A 25,405-nucleotide genomic window follows, 5' to 3' on the forward strand; every position below is an offset into this window, starting at 1 on the left:
AGAAATCCATCGCTTCTGCAGAAGCCTGGATATACGTCGCCCACATTCGCCTGCTCACACGCAGGCTCGCAAGAGCTTGATATCAAACCATTCTTTTTGATTCAGGCTCTTAGTCGATGACCCCAGCGAAAGCAGTCCGTTTGACTTTGTTTGCCAATCCGTAGCTCAAGCTTGTTAATTGTCTGCTTCGATCATTCCTCTCCGCGATCACTTCGGCGCCTTTCCGGCGATTGCCTCGGCGTTTCTGTCCGGGATGTTGCACAGTTAGCGATGTTCGATCAGCCTCCATTGCGGATGGTCGCCACGACGGAAGGTACGATATCCGCCAATGCTCCACTATGAATGCTGTTGGCAGCGCTTGAGTCTTGACCCGTCACGCATTCGCCGTAGCGGTTGTCTTGCTTGTTGACCCACTGCACCTAGCCAACAATTTCCCTGAAATCTGGCGCACCATTTTGGCAGGATGTCGCCACGGTGTTACCGCATTTCAACTCCAGTAAGTGATGATTAACCATTAGGATGGATACCGGATGTGACAACAACACATCCGTTTGGGCAAATCCGGGGACAAACGGCAGCCTGCAAGGCCATTTGATTTGAACAGGGTCGAACGACATAAAAACGGGCGGCACTATCACATGAGCGTCTGGCCGAGATGCCTGGCAGCGGTGATTCTTGCCTTTGGTTTCCTCGCTGCGGCTGCGACTGGCGCCAGCGCCGAGACACGTTCGCTGAAACTCTATCATCTACACACGCAGGAAAAGGCGGAGATCGTCTTCAAACGCAATGGCCGTTACGATCCAGAAGGACTCAGGAAGATCAACATCATCCTGCGCGATTGGCGCCGCAACGAGCCGACCAAGATGGATCCGCGTTTGCTGGATCTGGTCTGGGAGACTTATCGCGCCAGCGGCGCCACCGACTACATCCAGGTCGTCTGCGGCTATCGCTCGCCGGCGACGAACTCGATGCTACGCAGCCGCAGTAGAGGTGTGGCCAAAGAAAGCCAGCACATGCTCGGCAAGGCTTTGGATTTCTACATTCCCGGCGTGCCGCTGAAGAAGCTGCGCAACATCGGCCTCAAGATGCAGGGCGGCGGGGTCGGCTACTATCCGTCGTCCGGCTCGCCCTTCGTCCATATGGACGTCGGCAATGTGCGCCATTGGCCCGGCATCAGCCGTCAGGAACTGGTCAGCCTGTTCCCCAACGGCAAGACGCTGCATGTGCCGAGCGACGGCAGGCCGCTGCCTGGCTATGAGTTGGCGCTTGCGGCCTACAAGGCGCGCAAGGGTTCTGGCGCTCCGGCCATAGAAATGGCCAGCGCCGGCGGTAACACCAGAAAATCTGGTGGCCTGCTGGCCGCCTTCTTCGGTGGCGGTTCCGACGAGGCGGACGACAGCGCAGACGTCGCATCCGCTCCCAAACCAAGGAACTTGAAGCTCGCGTCCGCCGCTAAGAGCGGCAACCTGCCGGACATTGCCATCGTGACGCCGCCGGATGCCAAGCGCGCCAAGATTCCCCAGGCTCCCGACGATATGCCTCAGGCAGTCGATGACGTGGCACCGCAGAAGGACACGCCAGAGACGATCATCGCGGCGTTGCCGGCGCGCAGCATTCCGTTGCCCGATTTCGCGCCGCGTCCGAAGGCTGATGTCGGTCCGCAGCCGCCTGAGAATGTGGCTTTCGGCGTGGGGAATGCTACCGCCACAACCGAGCAGACTGTGGCGACGGTGCAAGCACCGGCGAGCGTTCCTTTCGGCATGATGAATCCGTCCGCCGTCTCCGAGCCGGCACAGCAGGTCGCGGATACTAACATGCCGTTGCCGACGTGGCGCCCCGATCGGTCGCCAACGGCCGAACCGGCGCAGCAGAACAGGGATGTGCTGCTGGCACTGGCGGACACGGCACCTCATAGCCATGCCGCTACCGATGCCTCTTGGGTGCTGCCGACAGTGCCGTCTGAGAACGCCAGGACGGACGCGGTTAAGGCTGTTTTCGTCCAGGCCAACGCGAAGCAAGATGAATATCAGGTCGCCTCGCTGTCGGAGCCACAGCCGGTGGTGAACGATCTGTCTGGCGTTGATTCCGCATCGCCGCGCAGAGCTATTGCTACCCGCCCGGCCGGCTCCGATCCGGCTGCAGCGATCGGCGCCGGCGTGAAGACCACGCGCAAGGAAGCCAGGGCTACCGCAGGAGACCCGAAGCATGCTCCCAGATCCCTGGTGGTTGCCGTCGTGCCACAGGCTGCCCGCTGGGCGTTGAACAGCGGCGAAAACATCGCCACCGTTTCCAGCGCAACGACGGCGCCGCGCTATGCCTACAATATCGTGCATAGCCCGCCAAGCGAGGTCTACACTGCAGGCTTCCAAACCGGCAATCAGATAACCGATGCCGATCGGTTCACCGGCAACGCGGTCAAGTTCCTATCGGTCGCCCGCTTCCAGACTAGATAACGCTCCGAACAACGCAAAAAATGGCGTTAGCGACGAGAGTACCGTCGCTCGACTAAGCAGGTCCCTCTACGCCCCCTGCTGCCGCTGGAACCGCTATACTGACGCGCCGGTCGTGGTTGGCTGTTGTTCGACTACCAGTGGCCTATCCTACCGGGAGATGGCGAGAGCATCCTGCCCGAAGGCCGCCACAGCCGAATCTCAACTGCGGCGGCCTTGGTTGTTCAGACAAGATTGTCTGACTTGGATTAGGCCTTCTTGGGGGCCGCCTTCTTCGTGACGTGCTTCTTTGCAACCGGGCATTTATGCGTCTTGGTCACCTTGCAAGCTTTTTTGGCAGCGACCTTCTTCGGGGCCGCCTTCATCGGAGCGGCCGGAGCAGTCGTAGTGGCGGCGGGAGCCGCTGTCGTGGTGGCGGCGGCGTTGCCGAGAGCCGGCATCGAGAAGGCGAGAGCAAAGGCGAGACCAAGGGCGGAGAGAAGGGACTTTTTCATAGCTTCGTTTCCTTTTTGCAGATCGGGTTAAGATTCACGGGTATAGGTCAGTCGGGGTTACTCCAAGCAGTTTCAAAGCATTTGCGAGCATCCGGATGCCCTGGGCCTGTTTGTTGTTGGCGCAGTACCGGTTTCCCCTCCTTTGAAGTGTCTTTGCCGCAGTAACCTGCGTTGCCGTGGCGTGGGTTTTTAGTGCGTCATCAAATTGGTGGCTGAGATTGGTGCAATGCTCGATCCGGGTGATCGCCACTTTTGCGTTCGCTTCTCCACTCGCAACCGTGACGAGCGCTATGCCAAGCAATGCACCCACCAAGTTGATCGAAACCCTTTGCATGGTTTGCCCCATATCCAGGAGACTTGGGTCGCAACCGATAACCTGACCTTGACGACACCACTTTGCCTTGGAATTTTTTCGGAAGTTTTTCTGGTTTGTAGAGTTTTGTTTCTGAATTGTTTCTGAGAACTCCGCCCCTTGGCGCGTGACCATTCGGTCAAAGGAGTTCCCCCGGGGCAAAGGCCGCGTCAACTTTGATCGGGAAGGGAGCGTTGAAGGGCCCGGAACGGTCATAGGGGTGAACCGGTTGCCGCGCCCTGACCCAAGGCAACAAGCCGGATCAAATTTTTCGTTAACCCTACTGACGCACAGTGCTGCTGCTGCTATCAACTCACCTGCGACATCGAGCACATCTTGGGTCGACATCGGAAGCCGGATGGTAAGGAAACGAAATACGTTGCTTCAGAAGCTGTTCCGATTTTCGACTGTCTCCGCGCTTGCCATTTTCATGTCAGGGTGCGTGTCTACCGTCCTGGACGTGCCTGTGGCTGACAACAAAGCAAACCAGCCAATCAAGGCAAGCCTGATCAGCGATATGAGTCGCCGGAAAATGGCGCCGGCCGATCCAATTCTGATCCGGATATTCAAAGATGAGAGTGAATTAGAGATCTGGAAACGTGATCGATCCGGGCGCTACGCGCTCCTGAAGACGTTTCCGATGTGCCGTTGGTCAGGCAAACTTGGACCTAAGACCAGGAATGGCGACCGGCAAGCTCCAGAAGGATTTTACACGGTCTCCGCAGGCATGTTGAATCCAAATTCGCAGTATTACCTCTCCTTCAATCTTGGTTACCCGAACAAGCTGGAAAGCGCCCTTGGTTACAGCGGTGAAGCCTTGATGGTCCACGGCGCCTGCTCATCGTCTGGTTGCTTCGCACTGACGGATGCCGGTGTTGCGGAAATCTATTCGGTTATTCGAGAGGCCATAAAGGGTGGCCAATCGTCGTTTCAAGTACAGGCTTTTCCCTTCAGGATGACCCCTGAAAACATGGCAAAGAACCGAAGTGATCCCAATTATGACTTTTGGACAAACCTAAAGCAGGGCTACGACAATTTCGAGGTAACCAGCCGTCCGTCGAAGGTCTCCTACTGCGGTAGACGGTATGTTTTCGACGCGGAATTCGAAGGCGGTGATCCACGCGATCCGCTTGCGGCATGTCCGCCGCTGCTAAATTCGGGAAATGCTGCTGTGGCCGCTCGAGACGATGCCGATGCACGCAAGACACAGGCGCTCCTGGCCGCCGGCACGCCGATCGAAGCTCATGCCTATTCAGATGGGGGCATGCACCCAAGCTTCCGGAAACTTCTCCAGAGCCGCGGTGCAGCGGCGCTTGCCAAGAAAACGTCATTGGACGACGTACCGATCAGCCGGCCGGAGGCCGCGTTGGCGGATCCGCATAGCCCGGGCGAATGAAACTTGTGGCGGCGTCCCGTTCGCCCCACTACCGAACCTGCGGAGTCACAAGCAGGCTGATGGCGTCAATGCCAGGCAGTCCTCTGGATTGGCGCTCACGCGATTTTGATCGAGACGCAAGGTATCGATCAGACTTCTCTCGCAGAATATCTGGGTCATGAGATATTTGCTGATCCGAACCGGCCTCCTAGCCGTTCTCTCGCTGATCCTGGTTTTGCATTTTAGTGCAATGTCAGACTTGGCTCGCGCGTGTACGCTCGGTGTTGCGCATGTGCCGTCCAGTGCAGCCAGCTTTCCGGTAAGCGCCTTTTCTGGTCGTGATGCTCAAGACAGCAACCAGGTTCGGCCATCCACGGATCTACACTGTCAGTTCGACACCGATGCTGTGGCTCAAGCAAGCTTGAACGGTACGGTTCCCTTCAAGCGAACCGCATATGTCCCAGCCGAAATATGCCTTGTCGGCTCGACGGTCGATGTCTCCGATAAGCCGCCCCGGCGTCGAAGAGCGTAGCTGAGAACTGCCACCAATTCAGTTGTGCCTCCGATGAGGGAAAAATGTTCGATCGTCGTTCCGTGATAGTCGGTTTGACCGCCGTCATCCTAGCTCCGCAGGCGGCCCTTGCCGCGAAGGTCAAGAACAAATTTGTGCTCGACGTCAAATTCATGCCGCAACTCGTAGACTTTCCAGGCGTCTACGCGATCGGATCCGTGGTCGTGGATCCCAAAAATCGCTTCCTGTACCTTGTTGAAGCTACTGGAGTGGCGAGGCGCTACGGTGTCGGCGTCGGCCGGGCAGGTCTGGCTTGGTCAGGGACAGCGCAGGTCGCCCGAAAGGCAAAATGGCCAAGCTGGACCCCAACGAAGAATATGATCAAGCGTGCCCCACAGAAATACGGAAAGTACGCCGGGGGCGTCCCAGGGGGTCCGAACAACCCGCTTGGTGCGCGAGCCCTTTACCTCTATCGGAACGGTCGCGACACCTACTATCGGATTCATGGCACGACGGAGCCGTGGACGATTGGGCGTGCAGTGTCCAACGGTTGCATTCGAATGCTCAACGAGCACGTTGCCGATCTCTACGAACGCGTCCCGGTCGGAACGACAGTTGTTGTTCTGTGACAGAGGGAAATGTCGATCATCCGTGATGATGCGGCTGAGCAGACCGTGACGCCTCAGGGGCGGAGTGCAAAGAGAAATCCTTGCGCGCATGCGCTAGATTGGTGTGCGCGCCCCGAGGTTCCGCACCGGGCCTACGGAACCGTCAGGAATATGGAGACAGCGAAATGGAACCGGAAAAAAGTGTAATCAGTCGACGGACCGTCATTGTGATCGCGATAGCGGCAGCGCTCACGATGGCCAGCGGCCCGACCGAGGCGGAGGAGGCAAAGTTCACGACCCTGACGAGTTTTCAGTTGGCCGAGATGCTGAAGAAAAAGGACTTCTTCTTTGTGAACGTGCACACACCATATGAGGGCGAGATCAGCAATACGGACGCCTTTATTGTCTTCGACAAAATTGCAGATAATTTAGACAAGCTTCCAAAGGATCGATCGGCAAAGATCGTGCTGTATTGTCGAAGCGGGCGAATGAGCGAAATAGCGGCGCGGGAGTTAACGCAACTCGGTTTCAGCCAAGTGTCACATTTGTCGGGCGGAATGATCGATTGGAAGAAGAGCGGCTACGATATTCTCGAAAAGTAGCTTGCATTCGGGCCCCACATTCCACGCCCGCCCGCAGCATGAAAAAATGTCCGCCTCAAGCGAGACGCGCGTTCCTATTGGACCGAGCCAACCAGCACGGGTTGGCCTTCGCGGATCGAGACCCACCGTCCGGTGTTGTCGATCGCCTGACGCTTTAAGAAACGATAGTCTGTCTCGTCCCACTGGCGAACCTTGTCGGTCAGGTTGTCCAGTAGATAGTCGCCCTTGTCGGTGCGCACCGTCAGCACCGCATGGCCTTCGCCGTCCGGCTTGCGCAGGACAGTGATCAGGAGATCGGCAAGCGACATTCCCATGCGGTTCAACTCACGGCGCTTCTCAAGCACATAATCCTCGCAGTCGCCGACGCCTTTGTCCGGGTAGGCCCAGAGCTCATCCTTGCCATAGATGTCTGAGTCGCTCATCGGCGTGACCGCAGCGTTGACCTTTGCGGTGACGCTGGTCAGTTCCCGCCACAGCGCTTCGGTCATGGTGGCAGGTGCAAGGTTGCGTGGGCGGATTGAGCACTCGCCCGGATTCGTCTTGCAGAAATCGTAGTGTCCGATCGGCTGTGAGGTGAGGCCGCCCGTTGCCATCGGATGGGCTGCAACCGCTGGCGCCGAAACCCATACCGAAACCGCCAGTGCGGCCACAATTCCGGCACCCCTGCGCACGATCCGCGCTATCGAAAAGGAAATCATTGTCCCCGCTCGTCCCTAGTTGTTAACGAAATGTTAACGACCATTTACAGTGCGTGTCAATGATGCAGGCTGCTCGATAAGCGGTATGGTTACTGGCCTGTGGCGATTGCGACAAATGGGCACAGAACACTTAGAGGCGCTCAGGCCGCTTTCTTCTCGGCGCCGCCGGAGTTCATCGTGCTCTGCTCGACGGCGTCGATCGTCGGCCGTTCATAGGACGAGATGGTCTTGCGGCCGAACTCGATCGCCACCTGCGGCAGTGCGCCGTTCATGTAGGCCAGCAGCGTCTGCTTGACGATGACGTAGAGGCGGTTCTTCTTCTCGCGCACCGTCTTGACTTTGGTGGCGATGGGCCCGACCACCGCATAGGACAGGAAGATGCCGAGGAAGGTGCCGACCAGCGCGGCACCAATCAGGCCGCCGAGGATTTCCGGCGACTGGTCGAGCGCGCCCATCGCCTTGACCACGCCGAGCACGGCGGCGACGATGCCGAGCGCCGGCAGGCCATCGCCCACTGCCACCAGTGCGTGATAGGCCTTCATCTTGTCGGATTTGATGGTCTGGATCTCTTCGTCCATCAGCGCCTCGATCTCGTGCGAGCGGGCATTGCCGATGATGATGATGCGGCAGTAGTCGCAGATGAAGGCCATCAGATCATGGTTCTTGAGCACGGTCGGAAAGGCCTGGAAGATCGCCGATGCCTCGGGATTGTCGATATGCGCCTCGACCTCGCTGCGCGACTTCGAGCGCAACTCACGCATCAGGCTGTGCAGCACACCGAGCGTTTCGAGGTAGTTCTGTTCCTTCGGCACCGCCTGCTTGAACGCCTCAAGGATGGCCTTGCCAGTATCCTTGACCGTCTTCATCGGATTGGCGACCAGGAAGGTGCCGAGCGCGGCGCCGCAGATGACCACCGCTTCCCATGGCTGGATCAGCACATAAAGATGGCCGCCCATGGCCATGAAGCCGCCAAGGACGCAGCCAAGCGTCACCACAAGTCCGATCAGAATGCCCACGACAGGTCCTTCCGCATGTCACGTCAGGACCAATCGATAACCACCCTGTCTTGTGTGGGGCTTGTTGAACTGTACCGGGTCAACCGTGCTCGTCGGAGAGTTCTACCAACGGGCGATGAGGTTCGCACTGGCGGCTCCGAGCACCGCTAGGCCCGCGATGGCGATGGTATACCAGGTGGCGACGAAGAGCGGCGAGTCGTCCGTGCACTGGGCCGCGTAGAGCGTGGCAGCAATGGCCCCCGCAAATATCCCACAAACCGCGCCTGCGAGGGTTGGCCGCGTCGGTGCGCCATGCCGCAAGACTAGCTGGAAGATGGCCAGAGGACCGATGCCAATCAGCGGGATGTAGGTCAGGCAAACCATGCTGTTCTTGCCTATCATCCGAGCCGACCAGATATCCGGAGGAAGAACAAACAGTTCGACAAGCACCGCGATGACGATGAGAATGGGAGCGATCGCCATGTAGGGAAGTGCTTTTCGCCAGGTGCCGTCCGGGCGTGAAAGTGCGCGAGCAGGACCAAACGCGCTCGCAGCGAGCGATATCGTCACAACGAACTTGAACAGAAAGCGCGGCGTCCGAGCGGCTTCGACGAAGTCCGGTCGCAGGCCGAGCGTCGCAAAGAAGACAACTATGGCAATCAGAATCGCTAGGCCTAGTGCTGCCAACCAAATGGAGGAGAACGGCATCACCGGCCGGTGGTCATCCAATGCCAACGCGTTGATAAGATCGTTTGTGTTCATGCCATTTCAGCCACGAATTGTCATTTTGAGGCTGCTTCTCTCAAATTCGTTCAAGGGCTGGTCATTGTTACACTCACTTCGCAATCCGTCTACGTACGGCACCGCCCGCCATGTCGGCTACGCAATGGCGCGTTCGTATTCAACTTGGTTGCATGGGCGCAAATCACGCGCGGCGCCATGGCGCCGACGGTCGACTCACTTTCTGGCGACTTGGCCGGTGGAGTTTGGGGAAACGCGACAACAAACACGGCGGCTCCAAACCCGATTGGTTCGAATTGGGTCGCCACATTTGGACCCAACTCCCGTCGCAATGCCAAAGGACACCAATCTGTGCGGTGCGACGGCAAACCCTGCTCCGCCCCGCCGCTTCGTTGACATTATCGGCTGTGACGGGCAACTGTTCGGCTCAAAATGGCGACAAGCCATTCCGCCCTGGGGAAGAAGCAGCCTTTCTGGATGCCAGATACGGAAGATATCATAGCCGCGCTCGGCAACGAGCCTCCGCTAATCGCAGACGGCCGCAGCCGCCCGCCAGACCGGCGCGAGGTTTCGGCGCGCTGGCTGTCGGGCACATTTCTCACGGGGGTGACCTCGAGCGTGCTGATGGGCGTGGCGCTGTTTGCGGCGCTCGACGGCCGCCAGCAACTTGCGACGCCGCCCGAGATCGCCGAGCTGACCAGCCTTGCCAGCGGCGGCGATTCCGGCGAGATCGCCAAGACGACCAGGCTGGTGGCACCGCGCCAGATCGCCAAGGCCAAGGACCGCCGGCGCATGGAAGTGTCGATGGTGACCAAGGTCGGCGACCGCGACGTCATCCACACGATGCCCTTTGAGCAGATCAAGATGGCCCTGGCCGCCGGCCACACGACCAGCCGCCCTTATCCGCCTTTCGACCCGCTGCAGGTGTTCGGCGACGACGGCGACGACAATGCCGGCCAGCCGGCGAATCCGGCCGCCACCGCCGGCCAGATCTACGGTGCCAAGGTCGAAAGCGAGATGAGCCTCAAGACCGTCGATTTCCCGATCGAGACGGCATCCTTCGATGAAAAGAGTGACTTGTCCGCCGACGAGGTGGAAAAGGTGGTGCGCGGGGCAGGCTCGGGCCTGAGCGACGGCGCCGTGCAGGTCGCTTCACTTCACTATGTCGACCCGCAGCGATTCGGCGAAGCCTTTGCCGAGAGCATGGCAGGCTCCTACGACGTCAAGGTCGTGCCGGAAAACGTCTCGGTATCGCAGCGCGGCATTGCTGACGACCATATGCCGGCTTTCGCTGAGGAAATCATTCCCTTTACCAAGGATCTCGACATCACCGAGGCCTTCGCTGATTCGGGCTATGCGGGCGAAGACGCCACCGGCATGGCCGAAGCGATTGGGAAATTATTGAACGCGCCGGCGCTCAAGGCAGGCACCGTGCTGCGTGTCGGTCTCGAGGTGCATGGCGATGCCGCCAAGGTGGTCCGCACCAGCGTCTACGACAAGACCCAGCACATCGTCACCATCGCGCTCGACGACCACGGCCAGTATGTGCCGGCGCAGGAGCCGGAGCCCAATCCCGAATTGCTGACCGCGTTCAACGATTCGACGCCAGTGGTGGTGCGCGGCAATCTGCCCAACATCTATGACGGCATCTATCGCGCCGCTTATTCCTACGGCATGTCGAAGAAGCTGACGCAGCAACTGGTCAAGCTGCTGGCATCCGACGTTGACTTCCAGTCGCGGCTCGGCCCGTCGGATCGTCTCGACGTGCTGTTCTCCCAGCCCGACGGCGACGACCAGGCGTCCGACGAATCCGAACTGCTCTATGTCTCATCAATTTTTGGCGGGCAGACGCGCAATTTCTATCGCTTCCAGATGCAGGACGGCAGCACCGACTATTTCGACGAGAACGGCAGCAGCGCCCGGCAGTTCTTGCTGCGCAAACCGGTTCCAAACGGTCGCTTTACGTCCGGTTTCGGTGGAAGGGTGCATCCCGTTCTCGGCTACTTCAAGATGCACACAGGCGTGGATTGGGCCGCGCCCTCCGGCACGCCCATCATTGCCGCCGGTAATGGCGTCGTCGTGAAAGCGGGCTGGGCCGGCGGCTACGGCAAGCAGACGGTCATCCAGCACGCCAACGGCTACCAAACGACCTACAATCACCAGAGCAGAATTGCTGACGCAATGAAGCCGGGCGTCAAAATAAGACAAGGCCAGGTCATTGGCTATGTTGGATCGACCGGCCTCTCGACGGGCAATCATTTGCATTTCGAAATCGCCGTCAATGGCGCCAAAGTCGATCCGATGCGCGTCCGCCTGCCCGTCGGCAAAGTGCTGAAGGATGATGACCTAGTCGCCTTCAAGCGCGAGCGCGAGCGCATCGATGCCTTGCTCAAGCAGGAAGACAGCGACCAGTTCAAGGTCGCGAGTACAAAAGTCGAAGACTGTGCAACAATTTGCTAAATTGTTGCACAGTCTTGAAGCGATATCTCGGGCATAGCTCCGAGCCAGTCGCTGTCATTGCGGTGGAGAAGTGCCTATGAACGGCAATACGATATTTGCAGCTGCATCAATGGCGCAGATGATCGCTTTTTCGTTGCCTGTCCAAGCGAACGCGCATCCTCACGTCTTTGCCGAAGCACAGCTCCGTGTCATACTCTCTGCGGATCAATCGTCCGTCACTTCCCTGCAACATTTGTGGCGCTTCGACGAGATATTTTCCAGCACGGTGATGATGGAGTTCGATAAGAATCTTGACCTCCAGCTCGATCAATCGGAAATGAAGCTTGTTTCCGAGACAGTCTACGCGTCGCTGGCAGATTATAACTATTTTCAGATCGTGACCGTTGACGGAAAAGACATCTTGATGAATTCTCCACCTGCGCTTACGACAAAATTTGAGAATGACCAGCTCATTGTCTCGTTTGAATCAAAGCCCAACAAGCCCTTGAGGCTTGCCGGAAGAATTGATCTCGGAGTTTACGATCCGACCTTCTACACAGCCATCGATTTTCTGACGGATGACAATCTGGTAGTTGATCAATTGCCCGCTGCGTGCACTCGCGCGGTCATCCGACCCAACGCCGATGAAGCCATTTCACAGAACCAGAAAACCCTCACGGATGCGTTTTTCAACGATCCCACCGGGACTGATATGAGCAAGATATTTGCGACGAAACTTGAATTGTCCTGTGGCGCAAAGGGTTAACAGGCTGACGATTGCGACTCTGGCGCCAGCGTCGCCTCTTCCCGGTGGTGCTTGTCCTCCAGTGCCAGAAAATCCTTGGTCGGATGACTTCGTTGTCGAACTTCGCCTGGGGAACTCGCCGTCGATCCGCGCCCTGATCTCCCGCAGGGCGGAGCGCCGTGTGTGCCGTTCGTCGGGGCACGGATAAACCGTCAGCCCACGTGCGGCCGCGTCAATAGCGAGGCGGCCGAGACCGATGCCTCGGCTATGGAAAATAGTGCCGGTCGCGCAGCATGGCGATGGCGTTGATTTGGCGGAAAGCTTTGCGGGCCTGGCTTCGATCCGGCTCGGATTACCATCTATCTATTTCGCCTTTGTACCGTTTCCGATCCTTTCATCTGTCTGCTTTTTGCAGATACCGGAAGGCCGCATCCACCAATCCTAACGGCAACAAGCGTGAAAACTCCGGGGCTAGCGGGACAACATCGTATGCCACGAGGCGAGGGGCCAACGATCAATGAAGGCGCGCAAACGCGCTGGGTATCCGCCAAGGGCGTGAGGCATATCTATCTAACACCTACTAACCCGGTGGGCCAAATTGGGAACCGACCGCGCTGTCATCTGATCGGACGCGACCCGCGCTTTCATCTGACCGGACGCGACGGTGGGCTCTTTCAACGCGTGACAAGCGAGGCAATCGTTCCGTCTGTTTGTTTCCCCGGAACAAACATCGACAGATGCTCGTTAGCCCACAAAATGAAGGCTATCAGTTCCGTGAGCGATCGGCGGCCAAACACCCTCATCCAAATAACGATCTGCATCGCGGTAATGGTGATGTTTGGGGCCGCTATGTCGGCGCACGCAGCTCATTCGTTTATGCACAGGGCTCCCCTGGGAGGCGCAGCGATGTCTGGACCAAGCGGGGTGCCCGATTGCGATAAAGTTTTCAAGAGTGGGAATTGTTGTATGGCTTTGCATTGCGCGGTCGGCGTTGCCACCGGGGCGGCAAGGCCGGCATTTCGTCCGTTTAGTTCGGGAGCTGTTGCAGAGGCGCCGAACGAATTTCCGTCTCAGGCTAAAGGCCGGCTGGAGCGACCGCCCAAGCAATCCTCTTGAGCGAAATTGCGTTGGTTCATCGGATAGACGCAGCGTAGCTGCCTAGCCGTCTACTTAGAACGACAGGAGAATGATCATGCGTAACGTCATCGCCACCCTTACGATCGCCACTTTACTCGCAGGCACAAGTTCGGTGGCCTTCAGCCAAGAGAACCCCCTCCCAGAGCAATGCCGTCAAGCCGGCACTGAACAAATGTCTGGCATGGAAACGCCCAAGATGGACGCATCCGGCATGGACGAGGCCCACCAAGCATACATGGCGTCAATGACGAAAATGGAGCCAGCCATGATGGAAGGTATCAGAGCCAAGGATGCCGACGTGGCCTTTATCTGCGGGATGATCGCCCATCACCAGGGCGCTATCGATATGGCGGAGGTCGAGCTCAAATACGGCGACAACGCCGACGCTAAGAAAAAGGCGCGGATGGTCATTGATGCTCAGAAGAAGGAAATCAAGGACTACACGAAGTGGCTCAAGACCAATGCAAAATAGTCAAGCGCACCCGCGTTCGATACGAGCATTTAAAGGAGAATTTCCATGTACCAACTGAGTCCAAAAATGAGGGCCTGCATCGAGGAATGCTTGCGCTGCTATTCAACATGCCTTTCGACTGCGATGGGTCACTGTCTGGAAATGGGCGGAGAGCACACCGAGAGGAAGCATTTCACCTTGATGATGGCCTGCGCCGAAATCTGCCGAACATCGGCACATTTCATGTTGCTCGGCTCCGAGCACCACAAGCATGTTTGCCGTGAGTGCGCCGAAATCTGCAGCCAATGCGCAAACGACTGCGAACGCCTCGGCGACATGCAAGAATGCGTTGACGTCTGCCGCCAGTGTGCCGAATGCTGCGCCAGGATGGCCGCATAGTCAAAAATCAAAATGGGGCGCTGGATCTCAGCGTCCCGTTTTCTGTTGGAGCGCCGATAGCGGGACGGCGGCACGCCGCTCAGACTGCCTCGGTTGCCACTGGGCGTACTCCAGTCTTTGGTAGGAAATTCGCTCTCGCAGGCTGTTGAAAACTGTTTTGTTCACGGAACGTATTAGAATCGAAAGGGGCACAAATGCGACTCAAGGCGCGTGCCTCTCGGACTTTTCATCAAACTGCTCGCCGATACCGGCGGACGAAATGGCTCGCTCAGCTCCGCCGCGACGCTTGCACCTGAGGCGGCTCGCCGTCCGAGCGGCGGATTTTGACTTCAACCGACATCAGGGCTTGGCGCGCATTTTCTTAAGGTTAGACGCGGAGTGTGGTTTGGGACAGCATTCAACTCGGACGTTCCATGCCAAAGTCTCCGTCAGCACCGGTTGCTTCCTAGTCAATTGCTTTGCGGCAAAGCCAACAAAGCGGACTCTTTGGCCGATGCCCTGAGGAGCGCTCGTGCAATGGCACCCCCGGCAGATGGCGAGAGGTGCCGCCGGACGTGCGGAATGTAGGGCGAAACTCGTCACACTCGATTGTCGGCGGGAAGCCGTACATCCGTCTAGAGCGCCACGGCTCAAACGAGTTCCGACTCCTGCAAAGACGCGCCAGCACGACGGGGTGAGTGCCGAAAACGATCAGTGGCACCGCATAAGGCGGAGCCCCGCCCCGTACATTGCCATCGGCATTCATTTCGCGCACATCCCCGCCGTCACCGCAGGGGCTATTGGAAACCTTCGCCGGGGGCGACTGACGCGAAGCCACCTTTGATCTCGGCCACCTGCGCTGCACCAGATTTTGCGCCGTGGATCCAGGCCCGGTTTGTGCTGACTGAATAGAGCGGCTGATAGTCCGGGAGATCGCTGTCCCGCAGAACAAGGTTACTGAGGTTGTCCAGAATGAAGGTGCCACTGCCAGTGCTCACAGACAGCACGGCGTGGAAGAAATTTCTCCTGCGGTCCTGGAGAACAACGAGCGACATGCTCTGCGCCGGAATGCCGGCCCGAAGCAAAGCCGTCATCTTGAGGATGGCGAAATCCTCGCAGTCGCCGGCTCGGTGATCGAGAATCTCCAAAGGCTTCGCCCAATAGTCGAATTTCCCGTAGACTGCGCCGTCTTTCTTGTAGGCGATCAGGCGGTTTACGCTGCTGTTGACGAAGGACAGCTTGTCGCTGAACGCTTTGCCCCGAACCACGTCGATGATGGCGGCAAAAGCGGCGCTCTTGCGCTCGCAGGCGCTGCCCGCGGAGCAGCCGACGATCGCCTCGTAGACTGGCGCCCAGCGCGCCGACGCGGGAAAGTTGCGCATCGACAAGGCGACCGATCCGAACACGCCCGGGATTATCGCCGCCGTCTGCATGGAATCTATCCCGATATTGCTCTGCGGCGTCGAAGGGCCGGCCTCGCGCTCCGCGGTGGTCGGGCCGTAGCCGCGGGAAAGCATACCAAGCTGGTAGGCTGCGGCAGGTTGCCAAGACCGTTGCCTCTCCAGCGACACGCCACCGAGATAGGACGGCGCCCGGAGCTGTTCCAGCGGCGCGCCACCAGGGACGGGTTTGTCGAAATTGTCGCTCGCGAGCGAAGGCTGCGCCGTACTTGCAAGGCCGATTGCCAGCAACAGGACCTTGAGTCTGCCCAGAGCAGTTTGTTGTTGTTTCATAGCGCCCACCTTTGATTGTGGACGCTATCAATCTTGTCTCAAGTTATTGGAAAGGAAGGTGGATAACGTTGCCGAAAATAGCTTTGTCTATTTTGTGTAAAATTGTATTCAGATGATTTTACGTACGGCCCATTCCACCGCAGCTTGAATCGATGCTCGCAGCTGGTCGTTCGGCTGCGAACGCCCAATCAATTTGTTGAGCTCTAGGCGGTTGCCGGAGGCTGATCGCGGAAGGGCGACGACTGGAGAGACGATACGGCCCGGTAGTTGCGCCACCGGATGAGGACGGCGACCATTGTGACGAGCGCTCCGCCAGCCGCCAAATACAGCCGCACGGGTTCCAGATAGGTCAGCAACGCGTTTGCGCCGAACATAAAGAGCAGCAGCTTGTTACAGATCGGGCAAGCGATGCCGATATAATTGGCAATCCCGCCAACGCTCGCGAGCTTGAGCGCGCATGCGGGCACCGGGATGGCCACATAGACGCCAAGCAAAAGCGCCTGAAGGGCGAGCAACGCGACTTCGAAGCCGCTTGTCGGCGTCATTCGGATAAAAAACGGATTGGCCCATAGGGCTGCCACCGTCCCAAGCATTGCGAAAGAAGCAATCGCGACCAAAACTCCCTTTGCATACGAGCCAACCGTCATTTCGATCTCCTTATTTGGTGTCTTGGCAGGTGCTGGTAGCTCGATCGCAAAAAGACCAAGCCCGTCCGCAGATGCTACTAGGTTGCGCAAGAAACAGCTGAATATGGGGCAGAGTCGCACATGAACGCCTGAAGCCCGTCGTGTTCTTTGGACTTTCTCATTCTGCTGCGGCCTTGCTCGGGGCGGCAACTGTTTGTAGGGCCGGAAGGGTCGGCTCCGGCGGTATTGGCTGAAAACGCTCGGAACCCCAAGCCGCAATCCTTACCATCGTGGGAAACGGATTGGCCGGCCGCTCCTTTTGTGGTGCGATCGGCAGAAAGGGTAGAACCCGCGCCATGATAGTGCCAGTCACAGGAACCGCGTTCCACCCTGAAGTTCTGAACCCGCTGGTTTCCGGCAACCCTTTTGGCTCATCGAGAATTGTCAGGAAAAGATAGCGGGGCTTGTCCGCAGGGACTATGCCCATGAAAGCCGTCAGCACCCGGTCTCCCGAATAGGCGCCATTTACGACTTTTTCGGAAGTGCCCGTCTTGCCTCCGATGAAATATCCCGCGACATCGGCTTTTTTTGCGGATCCAACCTCGGCGTTCAAGCGCATAAGAAACCGCACCGATTCTCCTGTTTGCGGCGTCACCACATCTGTCGCCAAAATGCGCTTCTCGACCGGGGTGGATTTGATGAAGGTCGGCCGGATCAGGCGTCCGCCATTCACGATGGCGCCGATCGCCATGCTGGCCTGAAGTGGCGTGACGGCCATACCATGCCCAAAGGCGATGGTGGCGGTGCTGAGCTCACTCCAGTTCGAGGGAATGATCGGCTGCGCGTTCTCCGGCAGTTCGGTCACCAGACGATCGAACTGGCCCAAGCTTCGTAGAAACGCCTTGTGTTTTTCGACGCCCACCCCCATCGCCATCCGAGCCATCGCGATGTTCGAAGAGTAGATGAACGCTTCAGGAACGAACAAGGGGCGGCCTTGCCCGCGGTAGTCGTTGATCGAGAACCGGCCGAAGCGCAACGGTTGGCTGGCGTCGAGGACGGAGTGGATATTAAATACTCCCGAATCCAGGGCCATGGCCGTGGTCATGGCCTTGAAGGTTGAGCCCATTTCGTATGTACCGACGCTGACACGATTGATGCGATCCGGCTTTAGTGCATCGGCGGGAATGTTGGGATCAAAATCCGGCAGCGACACGAGCGCGAGAACTTCCCCGTTCGTAACATCCATCACCAGCCCTGCTCCGGCGATGGCATCGAACCGGGTGACCGCCTTTCTCAACTCATCGCTTAAGGCGTACTGCACCCGCAAATCCAGGCTGAGAACAATCGGCTCGAGATTTCGCCGGCTAAGGTTCAAACCGGCAGACCTGAGATCCTGCAGTCCCTGCTGGTCGACCCAGCGTTCGATGCCGGCAATTCCGGCATTGTCTATGTTGACCGACCCCAGGACATGCGCGGCAGCAGGCCCATTGGGATAAAGGCGCCGGGTTTCGTCCCGGATGCCGACGCCAGGGATGCCAAACCCCCAAAGGCGGTCCTTTTCTGCAAGCGTTATGCCACGCTTGATCCAGGTAAATCCGCTGTCGCTGGCCAGGCGCTTGTGAATATCCACCATGTCGAGGTCGGGAAAAACGCTCGTCAGGCCTTCAGCCGCCTCGTCGACATCGATAATTCGGCGAGGCTCGGCGTAAACTGAACGACTCTCAACATCCATCGCAAGGGTAATGTTATTGCGATCGACGATATCCGGTCGGGCTACTGATGGCGGAACCGCCGCGTTAGTTTTATTCGGCCGTTCCATGTTTCCAAGCATCACCAGACGCACGCCTATCGCGACATAGACAGCGGCAAACATCGCCATAACCATGTAGATCCGCACGCGAAACTTGGTGGACAGCCGGTCAGTTTTCGAAAACGAGCCACCCATGACGTTACCCTTTGACGGAATTTTCGCCTGCGCGTAATTGATCGGTCCAGGCGTTGAAAGCGCGGTTGAAGGCCAATGTGCGGCTGCGTTCCGGCCATCTGATCCCGAAATGTGCGTAAAGATCGGTTCCCGCCTTAAAATCCCCTTGCCGAATGGCAACGTTCGCGCGGGGAGCAATCGCCGGCGTTGGTTCAATGCCGTCCCAGTTTGCGAGAAAGGGAAATCCTGCCTTGCCAAGCACCGGATCCCAGGTCGGGTCGACCAGGGTCATCTTGCCATTGATCCGGACTTCGACCGTATCATGAAAGCCGCGGGTTTCGGCCAAGGGTGCAAGCACGGCTTTCGGTATTGGCAGGTCGGCCCAATCGAATACCAACTGGATGGGCCGGGCGTCGAACCTCCAGGCTCTCATCAGTCGAAGCAACGCGGCTGACTTGTGACGGCAATCTCCGCGACCATTCGCGAAAAGGCTGTCGGGATCACCAGTCCACGCCGTGAGCCTATAGGGTATATTCTGAATGATTCTGAACGCCGCGACCCGCCGGTCACGATCGGTCAGACCGGTTTCCAGCCTGCTGGCAATCCGACCGCTGGGAATCGGTTTGCCCGCGGCGCGCAGAGTTGACAGTTCGCGCTCCAACTCGGCAACGCTTGTTTCAAGTGCGTCCGGCGTCTGGTTTTGCGCCACGGCATAAGCGGGCGGCGCAAACGCAGCGACACCGGTTCCGATCAAGAACATTCGTCTGTTCATCGAAGTCCCTCCAAAAGCGCTGCCGTGCTCGGCTGGCTGTGCCTCGCCCGTTGCGGTTCCGGAATTTCGACCGTCGGGGCCGCCATGACAAAGATCCGCCTTCGTGCCGTGGCGAATTGTCTAACGCTGGTTGCTCGCATATGGGCGCTCCTTTTCAGCCTGATATTGCTTCGCGCGGAGCGGCTTGAGGCTGGTCATGTCGAGGACGGCCGCGCCACCTTTCTTCAGGGAAGGCTGCTTTTCGAAGGCAACAACGACCCCGTTCATGCCACCGAGATCGCATGATTTGCGCATGGTCAGACCACCGGCGGGGGCATAGTCTGAAACCAATCCGATATATTCCTGACGAAAGTTGACTATGAGCAGTCCGCCAGGACAAAGCAGGGCCGCGGCGGCTGCGAGAAACGATTTTACATCTGTTTCGAAATAGGCCGCTGCTTGCGAGTAGAGGATGCTGACCGTCCCCGACGCAATTCCCTGAGTGTCAAGCACGGGCAGGCCTGCAGCCGTGACATAAGGGTGCTCGAAGACCCCCGTTGGCAGTTCGGTGTGCCACTGCGTCAGATTTGTGAAGTGGAGAAAGACGCTGTGGCCAAGGTCGCGTTCAAAATACTTGGCGAGGCCTGCAATATCGCGAGAGCTGCCTGAAGCGGGGCTTTTCAATCCAGCCCAACCGCCGCCGACTTCCAGATACCGCAGGGTTCCGTCCGTTTGCAGACGGCGATTCGCTTCATGAACCAGATCGAAGCCAAGTTGTTCGGCAAGTCGAAATGAGCCGCCGCTTGAGGTCCATGTTCCGTCATGAAGAAAGGAAACAAGAGTATTGTAGATCGACCCAGTCTCGCGAAACATCGCTTTCAGGTACCTGATCGGGTTCCGCCGCGATGGTATCGGCACGTTAGGGCGCAGCTTACGAGCCTGGAGATCTCGCTTGACGCCCATTTTTATCGAGCGCCATGTGGCCTCGTCCGGTTCATATCCGATAGTTTCAAAGTTGCGCAGAATCGATCTGCGCGCACGCGCTGCTGCGATGAACATTGTAAAATTTCCGCTATAGCTTGAAATGCCGCCTGCAGTGCAGGCGGCGGGTGGGCACTGAGCGGAAAGAGAGCAGGCGCCTCGGCGCCAGCCGAATTACACTCAGTGCATCAGCACCAAGCGGCCCGTGGAGGGCGATCGAAAGCTATCTGAACGGTGCGCTCGTCATCTTGTTCGACGACGAAGCTTGGCCGGTCTTTGGTCCCCGCAATGTCATTCGCCTGATGACTGATCATCTCAAAATGATGATCATGATGCAGTACCTGGTGCGACAAGGTTCCGATATCCTTGGACCCTTGGTCGTGAACGTGGGTGAGTTGCGCGACTGGGAGATCCACCGATTCAAACGCTGGCGGATGGGCAGCAAATGCCAACAGCAGCATCACCAAAGTGATGGCTGCAGCAAGAAGCCGACGAGCCGGCCAAGCTGAGCGAGAGATCCGCATCGTTCCAGTTTGCATCACATCGTTAAGGTCTGGTTAAGCCCAGGCAGCTCCGCCGAATCGTGAAGCGTTGCCGAAAGCAGGGATAAACCCAGGCACCTGACGTGTCCATGCCCTTGCGGGGAACCTGCACTATGTCCCCGCCCATGCCGGCCCTTTTTTCTCGGCACCAAGCTCGGCATCGCGCCGCTGACAGGCCCAATACGGTTGGCCTTTTGATCGGGTGGTCGCCGGAGCAGCGCGCAGGCTCACGCAAGAATGCGTGAAGTGGGAACCGCCCTGTGCGACGGGAAGATCGGGTTGCGGTGAATCCTCGTTGCTGGTCTACACCGAGCAGGCGACGACGATGCGGGGCTTGTCCTGAAAACCGGAAATGTTTGGGCCCATTTTGCTGGCCGCGCTCTTGCAGCCGGGCACGAACACACGCCAATGTGCTTTAGCGGTCGCAGTTCACAAGCGAGCGCAGCTTGGGGAGGTCGGCTTGTCAGAAGCAATGACGGCGTTGTTGAATCGCTGGCGCAGCGATCCCAACGGAACCTATCGATCATGGTTCTTGTGGGAAGAGCGCATCAAGAACTTTCGATCGATACGCCGTGGCATTCAGCAAGTGGTGAGCGAGATCGGCGCGGGTGCATTCGGCAATTCCTACAGAGGGTCCTCATTGGAAGTTGTCGTCCATTCGATCGCCGAGCAAAGGCAGATTTTCAAGGGAGCCGATCACGCCTTTCTTTGGAAACCCAAGCTGCGAATCCCGGACATCTACGAGGATCCCGATAACCAGCGCGCATTCGGACGAATGCTCGACACCTGCGTATGCTGCAACGCGGAGTCGGAGATGCTTGCCGCGATACAGGAAATTGACGCGCGGGCGATCAAGGGGCTAGGCCCAGCCGTCGCAAATCTTCTTTACTTCCTGCATCCGACGTTGGCGCCACCCTTCAATACCGCGATCGTCAACGGCTACAACGCGCTCACTGGAGCCAAGGTAAAGCTCGGCCGGTGGGAGCAATATCTGGCGATGCGAAAGGGCATCCTTGTTCTGAACGCGAAGCATCGCGCGTTGCTTTCGAACGATCTTGGAGCGATTGGCGGCTTGCTGTTCGATATTGGCAGCGGCCGGTACAGTGCGCCGCCGCTCGAGGACAGTCCCGAAGCGATGGCCGCTTGGCGCGACGACCTCGCGCGTGTTCGGGAGGAGGCGAGCGCCGACCGACTGATCAATGCTGCGCGGGAGAGCGACCACACGCACACCGAGATCCAAGGTTGGTTGCGCGATCTCGGTCTCGCTATGGGCTACGATGTTTGGGTGGCATCCAATGACCGCAATCGTGCTTTTGGCGGTGGAAAGCTCAGCGATTTTTGCCTTGAAGCTCTTCCTTTTCCCGAAGGTGCGGCAGGCGCTGACGCCGTTCGGCTCATCGATGTGCTGTGGCTTGATAAGGCCACGCGGCGGATTATAGCCGCCTACGAGGTGGAGCACACCACATCGATCTATTCCGGAATCGTGCGCATGTTGGATCTTGCATTGGGCGAGGAAGCGCATGGGCTGGAGGGGCTTTTCCTGGTGGCTCCCGACGCGCGCGAGCGAGACGTCCGCAATCAGCTTAACAGGCCAGCATTCAGCCGAATTGCGGACCTGAAGGTGCGGTATCTGGCCTACGGCGAACTCAAGCATAATCGCGAGGCTATCGCCAAATTCGGCCAAAGCATGAAGCCTATCCACGCGATTTCGCGGACGCTCAGCTGAGACATCAATCGAACGCGCCCCGCGGCTGTGCGGATCGAAAAAGAAGAAGCCAGTCGCCAACATCGCGCCAAGAGTCGTCGGCGTTCCGCAGGATGATCCCGGGCAACCTTCTGGAAACGGCAGACACGATCGCAAGAGCACTGCTCGCAGAGGTCGAGCAGAGGGTCCAAACCCTGACCGCCTTGAAGCCGAGCTTGAACTGATGGTTGAGGGATGCCGGCCTGGCCAAGTCAGGCGGTGTCGAAGATCGAGGTGCGGGCCAACCCCAGCGAACAAAAGTTGGAGCGGCCGCGTGCCGGCGGCCGCTCCATATCGCCCGTGGCCTTGAAATGAAAGGAACACGCGCGACGGCCCCATCACCCTACATCCTCTAGCCACTAGGGCAGCAAGACCAATCGGGCAGGTCACAAGAATGTGTGACTAAACTATCGATCGGCTTCGGCCGCAGTGTTCGTTTTGTGCGAACTTTTCGGCCGCCCGAAGACCTGCCTTCTTTGGAGTGCGGTTGTTCCTCTGCACAAGCGAAAGGCCCGCTGCCGGGGGGTGGCAGCGGGCCTAGCTTTGCCAAGGCAACTTGGCGGCTGGCGCCGTCGATGGCAAGCGCTTAGAGCAGCCCGGCAGCTGTCATGAGGTCGGTGACCTTCTTGCTGTTCAAATTCGACGGCTCGACTTTCGGCGCCTGCAGATCCTTCAGCGGGACCAACGCTGGATTGCTGTCGGCACCGACGCTGACGGCATATTCGAACGACGTGCCGGTCTTAAGGACGTCCTGGCCACCCCTGCCGGTGATCCACCTCAGGAAGGCCTGCGCCTCTTTGGGGTGCTTGCTTGAAGCAAGCACGCCGCCCCCAGAGATGCTGACGAACGCGCCCGGATCCTGATTCTTGAAATAGAGGAGCCCGACGTTCTTGCTGTTTTCACCAGTTTTGGCCTGATCTCCATAGTAATAGTAGTGGAAGATCACCGCACCTTCGGTTTCGCCAGCATTGACCGCCTTCATGGCGGCGCTGTTGCTTCGGTAGGCGGTGACACCGGCCTTTGTCGCGTTCAGCCACTCCACCGTATCGGCTTCGCCTTTTATCTCGAGCAGGGCCCCCACGATCGACTGAAAATCGGCACCCGACGGAGAAGCAGCCCAACGGCCCTTCCAACTCGGGTCAGCCAGATCCAGCAGCGATTTGGGAAGCTTGTCGGCGGTCAGCTTGATCTTGTCGTAAGCAAAGACGGTGCTGCGCGCGGCAATACCGACCCAATGCCCATTGGCAGGCCGGAATTCTTCGGGCACCTGAGCCAGCGTGTCTGCATCGACCGGCGCGAACAGGCCCGCCGCGTCGACCAGTGCCATGGCGGGCGAATTCTCTGTCAGGAATACATCGGCCGGCGTGGCGGCGCTTTCGGTGACGATCTGGTTAGCGAATTCAGGGTCTTCGCCGTTGCGCACTGTAACCTTGATGCCTGTGTCCCTAGTGAAGCCTTTTACCCATTCGTTGGCCAGGCTCTCGTGCTGGGCATTGTAGACGACAATCCCATCGTTCGCATCCTGGGCCATCGCGTGTCCAGCGACAAAGTTTGAGCATAGCGCCATGGCGCTCGCGAAAATCGAAAGGGCGGATCTCATTCGGGTGCTCCAGGCTACTGTTTGACGTGCTGGCCAGCCCTAGCGATACTGGAGTATCGTTGTCAACATATCTGCTCAGAGAGTTGTAGCAATTGAGGTCGGAAAATATGGCCTCGGGCGCAAGAAGCGTGCCGCCGCTTGGTCATCCAGAATGGCTGTTGGATGTGTATTTGATGTTCCGTAGCGGCCACCGGCGGGAGGTGCTCGGAAATCGGAATTACGCCGGAAGCGCTCTGGCGCGAACTCGCCGGTGGCGGAGATCGTCTCCGCTGAAGGATCCGGCAACCTACGCGCCATCGGAGCAACACCTTCACCCGGCGCATGATGCCTAGTGCAACGAAGGAGACACCTCTGCCGTCAGCCCAGCAGTCCGGTAAGTCAGCAATCTAAACCATTCATGCGCTGCGAGATCGGTTGCGGCGAGACCGATGGCAATCGAGCCGATCGGGCAGATCGCGCTCCGGCTTCAATGCCGCGCCGAGTTTGGCGAGATCGAAACGTCCGAGTTCCGGATCGATCAGCTCGGCCTCGATTCCGGTGGCAATGAAGGCTGGAAAATAGGAAGCGTAGCGCTCGCTCATCTCGGCCTGGGGCGCCCGTTCGATAAGGTCCGAGATGAAGGACAGCGATTCGCGGCGTAGAGGGTCAAGCAGCAGACGGGCGGAGACAAAGGCATAGTTCGGCTCCTGCTCGCAGCGTGCGCGCCGCCAGGATCGGCGCCAGCGACAGTTCATCTAGCGTGATGCCGTTATTGAGATTGCGCCAGGCCTCGGCGAGGATCGGCAGGGGTGATACTGCGTCAAGGCCTGCACAGGCCTCATCGACGATCCGGGAGAAGCGTGCATCGTCCAGTGGCACAAGGCTGCCATCCTCGGCCTTCACCTAAAGCCCGGGCGCGGCCTTTAACTCCTCGGAACTCGCCTTGACCGCCGCTCACTCGCGCGCTCGTCCCGATACAACACATAGGCGCGGGCTATCCTGTGATGCTCGCCGCGCATTAGCGCCAATTCCACCTGGTCCTGGATTTCCTTGATGGAATGTCCGCGCCGCGTCCGCTCGCCGCGTCAGCGCGGAAAACACCCGCGCGGTCAAATCTTCCACAACGTCATGCACACGGCGCGAGCAAGCGGCTGTCGAACCCTCGACCGCGAGAAAAGCCTTGGTCAGCGCTACCGTGATCTTGGTCGCGCCGAGCGGCGGTAAGAGCCTGGCAACCGCGATCGGTGGTGACAAAGAGCAAGTTGGCGCAGCCGGTGCGCGCCGACGCTCGCTTCATGGTCTACGCCTGTGTCCGCCATGGCGAACAAAGCAACCTTTCGGAGCGGTCGCGTGCCGGCGACCGCTCCAGGTCGCATCTGGAACCGTGGAGGAAACACACGCGACGACGAATTTTAGCATCAACTACTGCAATGTCCGCTTTTTTGGGCAAGGAGCGTGGGGATACACGCGGTCGCTCGGCGTTGGCCACGGGCGCCGGTCGGAGTCACATCATCCCCACGACCCATTTCGCGAAGACCGCATTGGCGGC

The 25,405-nt window shown here is 58.6% G+C and carries 21 protein-coding genes and 1 pseudogene; 10 read left to right on the forward strand and 12 right to left on the reverse strand.

Features of this window, described 5'->3' with window-relative positions; all coding sequences use genetic code 11:
• Positions 1-638: 638 nt before the first annotated feature.
• The gene (locus FFS37_RS33195; RefSeq protein ID WP_137935155.1) at positions 639-2,453 is read left to right on the forward strand and encodes a DUF882 domain-containing protein; all 1,815 of its coding nucleotides are present in this window, start codon (positions 639-641) and stop codon (positions 2,451-2,453) included.
• 245 nt (positions 2,454-2,698) lie between these two features.
• Here FFS37_RS33195 and FFS37_RS33200 read toward each other — a convergent pair whose 3' ends face one another.
• Positions 2,699-2,944 carry a hypothetical protein gene (locus tag FFS37_RS33200; protein WP_137935156.1) on the reverse strand — a complete coding sequence of 82 codons (246 nt, stop codon included), beginning with the start codon at positions 2,942-2,944 and terminating at the stop codon, positions 2,699-2,701.
• Positions 2,945-2,978: 34 nt separating this feature from the next.
• Positions 2,979-3,278, reverse strand: a complete 300-nt coding sequence (locus tag FFS37_RS33205; RefSeq protein WP_137935192.1) for a hypothetical protein — start codon at positions 3,276-3,278, stop codon at positions 2,979-2,981.
• 376 nt (positions 3,279-3,654) lie between these two features.
• Between FFS37_RS33205 and FFS37_RS33210 the strand changes: the two genes are divergently transcribed.
• From FFS37_RS33210 to FFS37_RS33220, 3 genes are all read left to right on the forward strand, one after another.
• The gene (locus FFS37_RS33210) at positions 3,655-4,692 is read left to right on the forward strand and encodes a L,D-transpeptidase family protein (protein WP_137935157.1); all 1,038 of its coding nucleotides are present in this window, start codon (positions 3,655-3,657) and stop codon (positions 4,690-4,692) included.
• 555 nt (positions 4,693-5,247) lie between these two features.
• Positions 5,248-5,811, forward strand: coding sequence for a L,D-transpeptidase (locus tag FFS37_RS33215; RefSeq protein ID WP_137935158.1), 564 nt, complete (start codon positions 5,248-5,250; stop codon positions 5,809-5,811).
• Positions 5,812-5,975: 164 nt separating this feature from the next.
• Positions 5,976-6,392, forward strand: coding sequence for a rhodanese-like domain-containing protein (locus FFS37_RS33220; RefSeq protein ID WP_137935159.1), 417 nt, complete (start codon positions 5,976-5,978; stop codon positions 6,390-6,392).
• A gap of 74 nt (positions 6,393-6,466) precedes the next feature.
• Here the strand turns inward: FFS37_RS33220 and FFS37_RS33225 are convergent, their stop codons facing one another.
• The 3 genes from FFS37_RS33225 to FFS37_RS33235 form a co-directional block, all read right to left on the reverse strand.
• On the reverse strand, positions 6,467-7,090 hold the full coding sequence (locus FFS37_RS33225) for a transglutaminase-like cysteine peptidase (protein ID WP_137935160.1): 624 nt from the start codon (positions 7,088-7,090) through the stop codon (positions 6,467-6,469).
• Between the two features lie 140 nt (positions 7,091-7,230).
• A complete protein-coding gene (motA, locus tag FFS37_RS33230) occupies positions 7,231-8,106 on the reverse strand; it encodes a flagellar motor stator protein MotA (protein WP_137935161.1) in 876 nt (291 codons plus the stop codon).
• 102 nt (positions 8,107-8,208) lie between these two features.
• On the reverse strand, positions 8,209-8,847 hold the full coding sequence (locus FFS37_RS33235) for an NrsF family protein (RefSeq protein ID WP_137935162.1): 639 nt from the start codon (positions 8,845-8,847) through the stop codon (positions 8,209-8,211).
• Positions 8,848-9,303: 456 nt separating this feature from the next.
• On the opposite strand from FFS37_RS33235, the gene FFS37_RS33240 reads away from it, so the two are divergent.
• The 4 genes from FFS37_RS33240 to FFS37_RS36325 all read left to right on the forward strand — a co-directional run bounded on the left by FFS37_RS33240 (position 9,304) and on the right by FFS37_RS36325 (position 13,997).
• Positions 9,304-11,286: a M23 family metallopeptidase gene (locus FFS37_RS33240; RefSeq protein WP_137935163.1), complete on the forward strand. Its 1,983-nt coding sequence runs from the start codon at positions 9,304-9,306 to the stop codon at positions 11,284-11,286.
• Between the two features lie 70 nt (positions 11,287-11,356).
• On the forward strand, positions 11,357-12,031 hold the full coding sequence (locus tag FFS37_RS33245) for a DUF1007 family protein (RefSeq protein ID WP_408631468.1): 675 nt from the start codon (positions 11,357-11,359) through the stop codon (positions 12,029-12,031).
• A 1,171-nt stretch (positions 12,032-13,202) separates the two neighbouring features.
• On the forward strand, positions 13,203-13,619 hold the full coding sequence (copM, locus tag FFS37_RS33250; protein WP_137935165.1) for a CopM family metallochaperone: 417 nt from the start codon (positions 13,203-13,205) through the stop codon (positions 13,617-13,619).
• 45 nt (positions 13,620-13,664) lie between these two features.
• Positions 13,665-13,997 (forward strand): four-helix bundle copper-binding protein, encoded by a 333-nt coding sequence (locus tag FFS37_RS36325; protein ID WP_137935166.1) that lies wholly within the window; start codon positions 13,665-13,667, stop codon positions 13,995-13,997.
• Between the two features lie 776 nt (positions 13,998-14,773).
• On the opposite strand, the gene FFS37_RS33260 is transcribed toward FFS37_RS36325, so the two are convergent.
• From FFS37_RS33260 to FFS37_RS33280, 5 genes are all read right to left on the reverse strand, one after another.
• On the reverse strand, positions 14,774-15,709 hold the full coding sequence (locus FFS37_RS33260; protein WP_137935167.1) for a transglutaminase-like cysteine peptidase: 936 nt from the start codon (positions 15,707-15,709) through the stop codon (positions 14,774-14,776).
• A gap of 203 nt (positions 15,710-15,912) precedes the next feature.
• Complete coding sequence (locus tag FFS37_RS33265; RefSeq protein WP_137935168.1) at positions 15,913-16,356, reverse strand: hypothetical protein; 444 nt, start codon at positions 16,354-16,356, stop codon at positions 15,913-15,915.
• Positions 16,357-16,513: 157 nt separating this feature from the next.
• Entirely contained in the window at positions 16,514-18,280 is a 1,767-nt protein-coding gene (locus FFS37_RS33270) for a peptidoglycan D,D-transpeptidase FtsI family protein (RefSeq protein ID WP_137935169.1), read from the reverse strand.
• Positions 18,281-18,284: 4 nt separating this feature from the next.
• A complete protein-coding gene (locus FFS37_RS33275) occupies positions 18,285-19,031 on the reverse strand; it encodes a transglutaminase-like domain-containing protein (protein WP_137935170.1) in 747 nt (248 codons plus the stop codon).
• Positions 19,032-19,151: 120 nt separating this feature from the next.
• Positions 19,152-20,069, reverse strand: coding sequence for a hypothetical protein (locus FFS37_RS33280; protein ID WP_137935171.1), 918 nt, complete (start codon positions 20,067-20,069; stop codon positions 19,152-19,154).
• A gap of 170 nt (positions 20,070-20,239) precedes the next feature.
• Here FFS37_RS33280 and FFS37_RS33285 point away from each other — a divergent pair, with 170 nt between their 5' ends.
• Complete coding sequence (locus FFS37_RS33285; protein ID WP_171026524.1) at positions 20,240-20,500, forward strand: hypothetical protein; 261 nt, start codon at positions 20,240-20,242, stop codon at positions 20,498-20,500.
• A 505-nt stretch (positions 20,501-21,005) separates the two neighbouring features.
• Positions 21,006-22,259, forward strand: coding sequence for a type II restriction endonuclease (locus FFS37_RS33290; RefSeq protein ID WP_210240510.1), 1,254 nt, complete (start codon positions 21,006-21,008; stop codon positions 22,257-22,259).
• Between the two features lie 604 nt (positions 22,260-22,863).
• Here FFS37_RS33290 and FFS37_RS33295 read toward each other — a convergent pair.
• Together FFS37_RS33295 and FFS37_RS33300 are read right to left on the reverse strand one after the other, a co-directional pair.
• Positions 22,864-23,877: an iron ABC transporter substrate-binding protein gene (locus FFS37_RS33295; RefSeq protein ID WP_137935174.1), complete on the reverse strand. Its 1,014-nt coding sequence runs from the start codon at positions 23,875-23,877 to the stop codon at positions 22,864-22,866.
• A gap of 449 nt (positions 23,878-24,326) precedes the next feature.
• Positions 24,327-25,110: pseudogene (locus FFS37_RS33300) on the reverse strand (ATP cone domain-containing protein); the annotation flags it as partial.
• Between the last annotated feature and the right edge of the window lie 295 nt (positions 25,111-25,405).

It is taken from the genome of Mesorhizobium comanense (assembly GCF_005503535.1).
GTDB lineage: Bacteria > Pseudomonadota > Alphaproteobacteria > Rhizobiales > Rhizobiaceae > Mesorhizobium > Mesorhizobium comanense.

Bases quoted from the DNA above. Each gene is read 5' to 3' on its own strand.
- FFS37_RS33225 (WP_137935160.1), bottom strand. From the start codon at position 7,090: ATGATTTCCTTTTCGATAGCGCGGATCGTGCGCAGGGGTGCCGGAATT.
- FFS37_RS36325 (WP_137935166.1), top strand. From the start codon at position 13,665: ATGTACCAACTGAGTCCAAAAATGAGGGCCTGCATCGAGGAATGCTTG.
- FFS37_RS33210 (WP_137935157.1), top strand. From the start codon at position 3,655: ATGGTAAGGAAACGAAATACGTTGCTTCAGAAGCTGTTCCGATTTTCG.
- FFS37_RS33280 (WP_137935171.1), bottom strand. From the start codon at position 20,069: ATGTTCATCGCAGCAGCGCGTGCGCGCAGATCGATTCTGCGCAACTTT.
- FFS37_RS33270 (WP_137935169.1), bottom strand. From the start codon at position 18,280: ATGGGTGGCTCGTTTTCGAAAACTGACCGGCTGTCCACCAAGTTTCGC.
- copM (WP_137935165.1), top strand. From the start codon at position 13,203: ATGCGTAACGTCATCGCCACCCTTACGATCGCCACTTTACTCGCAGGC.
- FFS37_RS33220 (WP_137935159.1), top strand. From the start codon at position 5,976: ATGGAACCGGAAAAAAGTGTAATCAGTCGACGGACCGTCATTGTGATC.
- FFS37_RS33260 (WP_137935167.1), bottom strand. From the start codon at position 15,709: ATGAAACAACAACAAACTGCTCTGGGCAGACTCAAGGTCCTGTTGCTG.
- FFS37_RS33235 (WP_137935162.1), bottom strand. From the start codon at position 8,847: ATGAACACAAACGATCTTATCAACGCGTTGGCATTGGATGACCACCGG.
- FFS37_RS33205 (WP_137935192.1), bottom strand. From the start codon at position 3,278: ATGCAAAGGGTTTCGATCAACTTGGTGGGTGCATTGCTTGGCATAGCG.
- FFS37_RS33265 (WP_137935168.1), bottom strand. From the start codon at position 16,356: ATGACGGTTGGCTCGTATGCAAAGGGAGTTTTGGTCGCGATTGCTTCT.
- FFS37_RS33215 (WP_137935158.1), top strand. From the start codon at position 5,248: ATGTTCGATCGTCGTTCCGTGATAGTCGGTTTGACCGCCGTCATCCTA.
- FFS37_RS33275 (WP_137935170.1), bottom strand. From the start codon at position 19,031: ATGAACAGACGAATGTTCTTGATCGGAACCGGTGTCGCTGCGTTTGCG.
- FFS37_RS33195 (WP_137935155.1), top strand. From the start codon at position 639: ATGAGCGTCTGGCCGAGATGCCTGGCAGCGGTGATTCTTGCCTTTGGT.
- FFS37_RS33290 (WP_210240510.1), top strand. From the start codon at position 21,006: ATGACGGCGTTGTTGAATCGCTGGCGCAGCGATCCCAACGGAACCTAT.
- FFS37_RS33240 (WP_137935163.1), top strand. From the start codon at position 9,304: ATGCCAGATACGGAAGATATCATAGCCGCGCTCGGCAACGAGCCTCCG.
- FFS37_RS33200 (WP_137935156.1), bottom strand. From the start codon at position 2,944: ATGAAAAAGTCCCTTCTCTCCGCCCTTGGTCTCGCCTTTGCTCTCGCC.
- FFS37_RS33295 (WP_137935174.1), bottom strand. From the start codon at position 23,877: ATGAGATCCGCCCTTTCGATTTTCGCGAGCGCCATGGCGCTATGCTCA.